Below are 6,000 nucleotides of genomic sequence, written 5' to 3'. Positions count from 1 at the left end.
ATCGCCAAGGTCGCCGCCAAGCTCGCGGTCGGCTACACGCTCGACGAGATCGCCAACGACATCACGGGCGGCGCGACGCCGGCTTCGTTCGAGCCGACCATCGATTACGTCGTCACCAAGGTGCCGCGCTTCGCCTTCGAGAAATTCCCGGGCGCATCGACCACGCTGACGACGTCGATGAAGTCGGTCGGCGAAGTCATGGCGATCGGCCGCACCTTCCAGGAAAGCCTGCAGAAGGCGCTGCGCGGACTCGAGACCGGACTGACCGGCCTCGACGAGATCGAGATCGAGGGCCTCGGCCGCGACGACGACAAGAACGCGATCCGCGCCGCGCTCGGCACGCCGACGCCGAACCGGCTGCTCCAGGTCGCCCAGGCCATGCGGCTCGGCTGGTCGAACGAGGACATCTTCAATTCCTGCAAGATCGACCCGTGGTTCCTCGGCGCGATGCGCGGCATCGTCGATATGGAGGAGAAGGTCAGGAAGAACGGCCTGCCCGGCAATGCCTTCGGCATGCGCACGCTCAAGGCCATGGGCTTCTCCGACGCACGGCTGGCGGTGCTCGCCGAGACGACGGAAGCCGAGGTGACGGCGAAGCGCCACGCGCTCGGCGTCCGTCCCGTCTACAAGCGCATCGACACCTGCGCCGCCGAATTCGCCTCTCCCACCGCCTACATGTATTCGACCTATGAGGCGCCGTTTGCGGGCGCGCCTGCGGACGAGAGCACCCCGTCCGACAAAAAGAAGGTCATCATTCTCGGCGGCGGTCCCAACCGCATCGGCCAGGGCATTGAGTTCGACTATTGCTGCTGTCATGCCTGCTTCGCGCTGCATGACGCCGGCTACGAATCCATCATGGTCAACTGCAACCCGGAGACGGTGTCGACCGACTACGATACTGCCGATCGGCTCTATTTCGAGCCGCTCACTGGCGAGGACGTGCTGGAGATCATCGACAAGGAGCGCAGCAGGGGCACCCTGCATGGCGTGATCGTTCAGTTCGGCGGCCAGACCCCGCTGAAGCTGGCGCGCGCGCTGGAAGCCGCTGAAGTGCCGATCCTCGGCACTTCGCCCGACGCCATCGACTTGGCCGAGGACCGCGACCGCTTCAAGCGCGTGCTCGACAAGCTGCGGCTGAAGCAGCCCAAGAACGGCATCGCCTATTCGGTCGAGCAGGCGCGGCTCGTCTCCGCCGATCTCGGCCTGCCGCTGGTGGTGCGCCCGTCCTACGTGCTCGGCGGCCGCGCGATGCAGATCATCCGCGAGGAGAACCAGCTCAACGACTATCTGCTCGGTACCCTGCCGGAGCTGGTGCCGGCCGACGTCAAGGCGCGCTATCCGAACGACAAGACCGGCCAGATCAACACCGTGCTCGGCAAGAACCCGCTGCTGTTCGACCGCTATCTGTCGGACGCCACGGAAGTCGACGTCGACTGCCTCAGCGACGGCAACGACACCTTCATCGTCGGTATCATGGAGCACATCGAGGAAGCCGGCATCCATTCCGGCGACAGCGCCTGCTCGCTGCCGCCGCACTCGCTCGATGCGAAGATGATCGAGGAGCTGGAGCGGCAGACCCGCGAGCTCGCGCTCGGTCTCGACGTCGTCGGATTGATGAACGTGCAGTACGCCATCAAGGACGGCGAGATCTACGTGCTCGAGGTCAATCCGCGCGCCTCGCGCACCGTGCCGTTCGTCGCCAAGGTGATCGGCACGCCGGTCGCGAAGATCGCGGCGCGCATCATGGCCGGCGAGAAGCTCGCCGACTTCAAATTGAAGAAGGCCGAGCTCAAGCATGTCGGCGTGAAGGAGTCCGTCTTCCCGTTCGCGCGCTTCCCCGGCGTCGACACCGTGCTCGGCCCCGAAATGCGCTCGACCGGCGAGGTCATGGGTATCGACGGCTCGTTTGCGGTAGCGTTCGCCAAGAGCCAGCTCGGCGGCGGCACCCGGGTGCCGCGCAAGGGCACGGTGTTCGTCTCGGTGCGCGAAAGCGACAAGACGCGCATCGCCGAGGCCGTCCGCGAATTGCATGCGCTCGGCTTCAAGGTGCTGGCGACCTCGGGCACGGCGCGCTTCCTGACCGACCAGGGCATTCCGACCGAGAAGGTGAACAAGGTGCTGGAGGGGCGGCCGCACATCGTCGACGCCATCACCAATGGCGACGTCCAGCTCGTCTTCAACACCACCGAAGGCCCGCAGGCGCTCGCCGACAGCCGTTCGCTGCGGCGCGCGGCCCTCTTGCATAAAGTGCCGTATTACACCACTCTTTCCGGGGCCGTGGCGGCCGCGCAGGGCATCCGCGCCTATTTGGGCGGGGACCTTGAGGTTCGTACCCTGCAGAGCTACTTTTCGGAAACCTGATCGCTAGCGGCGGCGAAGCCTCCGCTAAGTGATTGGCGATGAAGCCACAATGGCCAAAGGAACTGTCCGGCCATGTGGGTGTTCTGTTCCGGCGCTAAGCCCATATCTGTCAACGTCCGGCGGCCCATGTGTCGAGCCCCGGAAAGACCGACGAATCAAGGTTGGGCGCTCCTTCATGTTCTGGAGCGCGCGACCGAAGGACGAGAGAGAAGATGGAAAAGGTTCCGATGACCCAGGCCGGCTTTGTCGCGCTCGGGGAAGAATTGAAGAAGCGCCAGTCGGAGGATCGTCCGCGCATCATCGAGCATATCGCGGAGGCGCGCTCGCACGGAGACCTGTCGGAGAACGCGGAATATCATGCCGCGAAGGAAGAGCAGTCCCACAATGAAGGCCGCATCGCCGAGCTTGAGGACAAGCTCGCGCGCGCTGACATCATCGACATCTCGAAGCTCTCCGGCGACACCATCAAGTTCGGCGCCACCGTGACGCTGGTCGACGAAGACACCGAGAAGAAGACGGTGTGGCAGATCGTCGGCGAGGTCGAGGCCGACGCCAAGAAGGGCCGCATCTCCATCACCTCGCCGCTCGCCCGCGCGCTGATCGGCAAGAAGAAAGGCGCCACGGTCGAGGTCAACACGCCGGGCGGCGCCAAGGCTTATGAGATCACCAAGGTGGAGTGGCGGTAAGGGTTTGCCGCCTGCGCTGAGACGCAAAAGGCCGCGCGCTGCGCGGCCTTTTATTTTGGCGTGCGCGCGAAGGGTGTGGTGAACCCATGCTCTCACCACGCGTCATTGCTTCGTCGCAGGAGCTCCTCGCAATGATGGGGCGGGAGCAGCAGCGCCCTTCACTCTCGTGTCCCGGACAAGCTGCAACGCTTAAGCGTTGCGGCGCACATCGCTGCTGCATGGGCCCCGGCTTTGCAGCGCACCGCCAAGAGGCGCTGCGCCGCGTCCGGGGCACGAGAGCGAAGATTTACCTCCGTCCCTTCACCTCGAGCGGCACGGCCGCCTCGTATTTGGAATTGTGCAACACCAGCGAGGTACGCACGTTGCGGACGTGGGGCGCGGCGGTAAGGTGGGTGACGAAATCCTGGAAAGTCGCCATGTCGGGGGCGACGCATTTCAGGATGAAATCGACCTCGCCCGACAGCATCCAGCATTCCCGCACCAGAGGCTCGGCGCGGACGAAGGCCTCGAAGGCGCGCAAATCCGCTTCGGCCTGGCTGGACAGGTGCACGGCGGCGAACACGGTGACGTCGAAGCCGAGCTTGCGGGCGTCGAGGAGACCCCGATAGCCGTGGATGTAGCCTTCCTCCTCCAGCGCCCGGACGCGGCGCAGGCAGGGGGGCGGCGAGATGCCGACGCGCTTGGCCAGTTCGACATTCGTGATTCGACCGTCGGCCTGAATCTCGGTGAGAATCTTCAGGTCGATCTCGTCTAGGTTCCGCGACACGTGATTGGAACTCCTGGCCTTTGCGGCGGTATTGCGTGGGCTTGTCGCAATCCTCATACCGACTCCGCACGCCCAGCGCAATTTTATTGCGCGTGCAGCGCAATCGACTTTTGTTCCTTGTTGGAAAAAACCGCCGATAGGGAATGCAATTCTTGCATAGCTCACGAGAAGGCTTAGATTAGCTCTGATATTTCAGCGCCTCCGCGAGGCCTCCCGGCACGTTCCGCGTCCGCGCTGCAAATCCCCCGTGAAAGGCGTCCATCGAAATGTCCGCTCCTGTTCATGCAAAGGTCGTTATCATTGGCTCCGGCCCCGCCGGCTACACGGCGGCGATCTACGCCGCGCGCGCGATGCTCGAGCCGATCCTGATCCAGGGCATCCAGCCGGGCGGCCAGCTCACCATTACCACCGACGTCGAGAACTATCCGGGCTTCGCCGACGTGATCCAGGGCCCCTGGCTGATGGAGCAGATGGAGAAGCAGGCGGTCCATGTCGGCACCAGGATCGTCACCGACCTGGTCACCAGGCTGGACACGTCGCAGCGGCCGTTCCGCCTCACCTGCGACTCCGGTGACGTCTACCTCGCCGACGTCGTCATCCTCGCCACCGGCGCGCAGGCGCGCTGGCTCGGGCTGCCGTCCGAGGCGAAATTCCAGGGCGGCGGCGTCTCGGCCTGCGCCACCTGCGATGGCTTCTTCTATCGCAACAAGGAAGTCGTGGTGGTCGGCGGCGGCAATACCGCGGTCGAGGAAGCGCTGTACCTCACCAACCACGCCTCGCAGGTCACCATCGTGCATCGCCGCGATCACTTCCGCGCCGAGCGCATCCTGCAGGAGCGTCTGTTCAAACATCCGAAGATCAAGGTGATCTGGGACTCCGCCGTCGACGAGATCTGCGGCACCGAGAATCCGAACAAGGTCACCCATGTCCGCCTCAAGAACGTCAAGACCGGCGCGCTGACGGACGTGAAGACCGACGGCGTTTTCATCGCCATTGGCCACGCCCCGGCAACCGAGCTCGTCAAGGACACGGTCAAGCTCAAACGGTCGGGCTATGTCGAGGTCGCTCCGAACTCGACCGCCACCTCGGTGCCCGGCCTGTTCGCGGCCGGCGACGTCGCCGACGAAACCTATCGCCAGGCCGTGACGGCCGCCGGCCTCGGCTGCATGGCCGCACTCGAAGCCGAACGTTTCTTGGCCCTTCGCGCCAGCGAGCGCGCGGCAGCGGAATAGAATCATGCCCCGAACACGCGACGGATTTACGGATATGGACTGGGACAAGCTGAAGGTGTTTCACGCAGCGGCGGAAGCGGGCAGCTTCACGCATGCCGGCGAGCAGCTCGGCCTGTCGCAATCGGCGGTGTCGCGCCAGGTCTCGGCGCTGGAGCAGGAGCTCTCGGTCTCGTTGTTCCACCGCCACGCCCGCGGCCTGATCCTGACCGAGCAGGGCGACCTGCTCTTCCGCACCGCGCATGACGTGTTCATGCAGCTGCAGGCGGCACGCGCCAAGCTCACCGACAGCCGCGAGCGGCCGAGTGGCGACCTCAAGATCACGACCACGCCCGGCGTCGGCATCAACTGGCTGATCCCGCGGCTCGGCGAGTTCACCGCACTCTATCCCGAGATCCGGATCTCGCTGATCGTCACCGACGAGGAGCTGGATCTGTCGATGCGCGAGGCGGATGTGGCGATCCGCACCCGCAAGCCGACGCAGCCGGATCTGATCCAGCGTAAATTGTTCGCGATGGGATTCCATGCCTATTGCTCGCCGGAATACATCAAGCGCTTCGGCACGCCGCGCACGCTGGAGGAGCTCGACTCCCACCGCATCATCACGCTCTCGGACGGCAACTTCGCGCCGCATCTGCAGAACCGCAACTGGCTGGTCGAAGCCGCGCGCAACGGCTCGGGTCCGCGCGAGGCTTACTTCAAGGTCAACAACATCCTCGGCCTCGTGCGCGCCTGCCAGCAGGGTCTCGGCATCGCCGCCCTGCCCGACTATCTCGTCGAGGAACAGAGCAAGCTGGTGCAACTGTTCGGCGAGTCCGATTCGATCCAGCTCGACACCTACTTCGTCTATCCCGAGGAGCTGAAGACAGTCGCGCGCGTGCAAGTGTTCCGCGACTTCGTAGTGAGCAAAGCACAGCGCTGGCCGTCCTGATTTCCGCATGTCTGACATGCGGCCTCG

The 6,000-nt window shown here is 64.6% G+C and carries 5 protein-coding genes; 4 read left to right on the top strand and 1 reads right to left on the bottom strand.

Features of this window, described 5'->3' with window-relative positions:
• Nucleotides 1-2,361 (top strand): carbamoyl-phosphate synthase large subunit (gene carB, locus SE91_RS04215; RefSeq protein WP_061846688.1); only part of this gene is annotated, 2,361 nt, incomplete at its 5' end.
• 212 nt (nucleotides 2,362-2,573) lie between these two features.
• The gene (gene greA / locus SE91_RS04210; RefSeq protein WP_008544783.1) at nucleotides 2,574-3,047 is read left to right on the top strand and encodes a transcription elongation factor GreA; all 474 of its coding nucleotides are present in this window, start codon (nucleotides 2,574-2,576) and stop codon (nucleotides 3,045-3,047) included.
• A gap of 286 nt (nucleotides 3,048-3,333) precedes the next feature.
• Here the strand turns inward: greA and SE91_RS04205 are convergent, their stop codons facing one another.
• A complete protein-coding gene (locus SE91_RS04205; protein ID WP_008544781.1) occupies nucleotides 3,334-3,813 on the bottom strand; it encodes an Lrp/AsnC family transcriptional regulator in 480 nt (159 codons plus the stop codon).
• A 266-nt stretch (nucleotides 3,814-4,079) separates the two neighbouring features.
• Between SE91_RS04205 and trxB the strand changes: the two genes are divergently transcribed.
• A complete protein-coding gene (trxB, locus tag SE91_RS04200; protein ID WP_061846687.1) occupies nucleotides 4,080-5,045 on the top strand; it encodes a thioredoxin-disulfide reductase in 966 nt (321 codons plus the stop codon).
• A gap of 4 nt (nucleotides 5,046-5,049) precedes the next feature.
• Nucleotides 5,050-5,973 (top strand): LysR family transcriptional regulator, encoded by a 924-nt coding sequence (locus SE91_RS04195; RefSeq protein WP_026312114.1) that lies wholly within the window; start codon nucleotides 5,050-5,052, stop codon nucleotides 5,971-5,973.
• Nucleotides 5,974-6,000: the final 27 nt, after the last annotated feature.

It is taken from the genome of Bradyrhizobium sp. DOA1 (assembly GCF_001593325.1).
In the GTDB taxonomy this organism is placed as follows: domain Bacteria; phylum Pseudomonadota; class Alphaproteobacteria; order Rhizobiales; family Xanthobacteraceae; genus Bradyrhizobium.
Note: the sequence above shows the minus strand (reverse complement) of the source record. Positions and strands in the feature narration are given on the sequence as shown.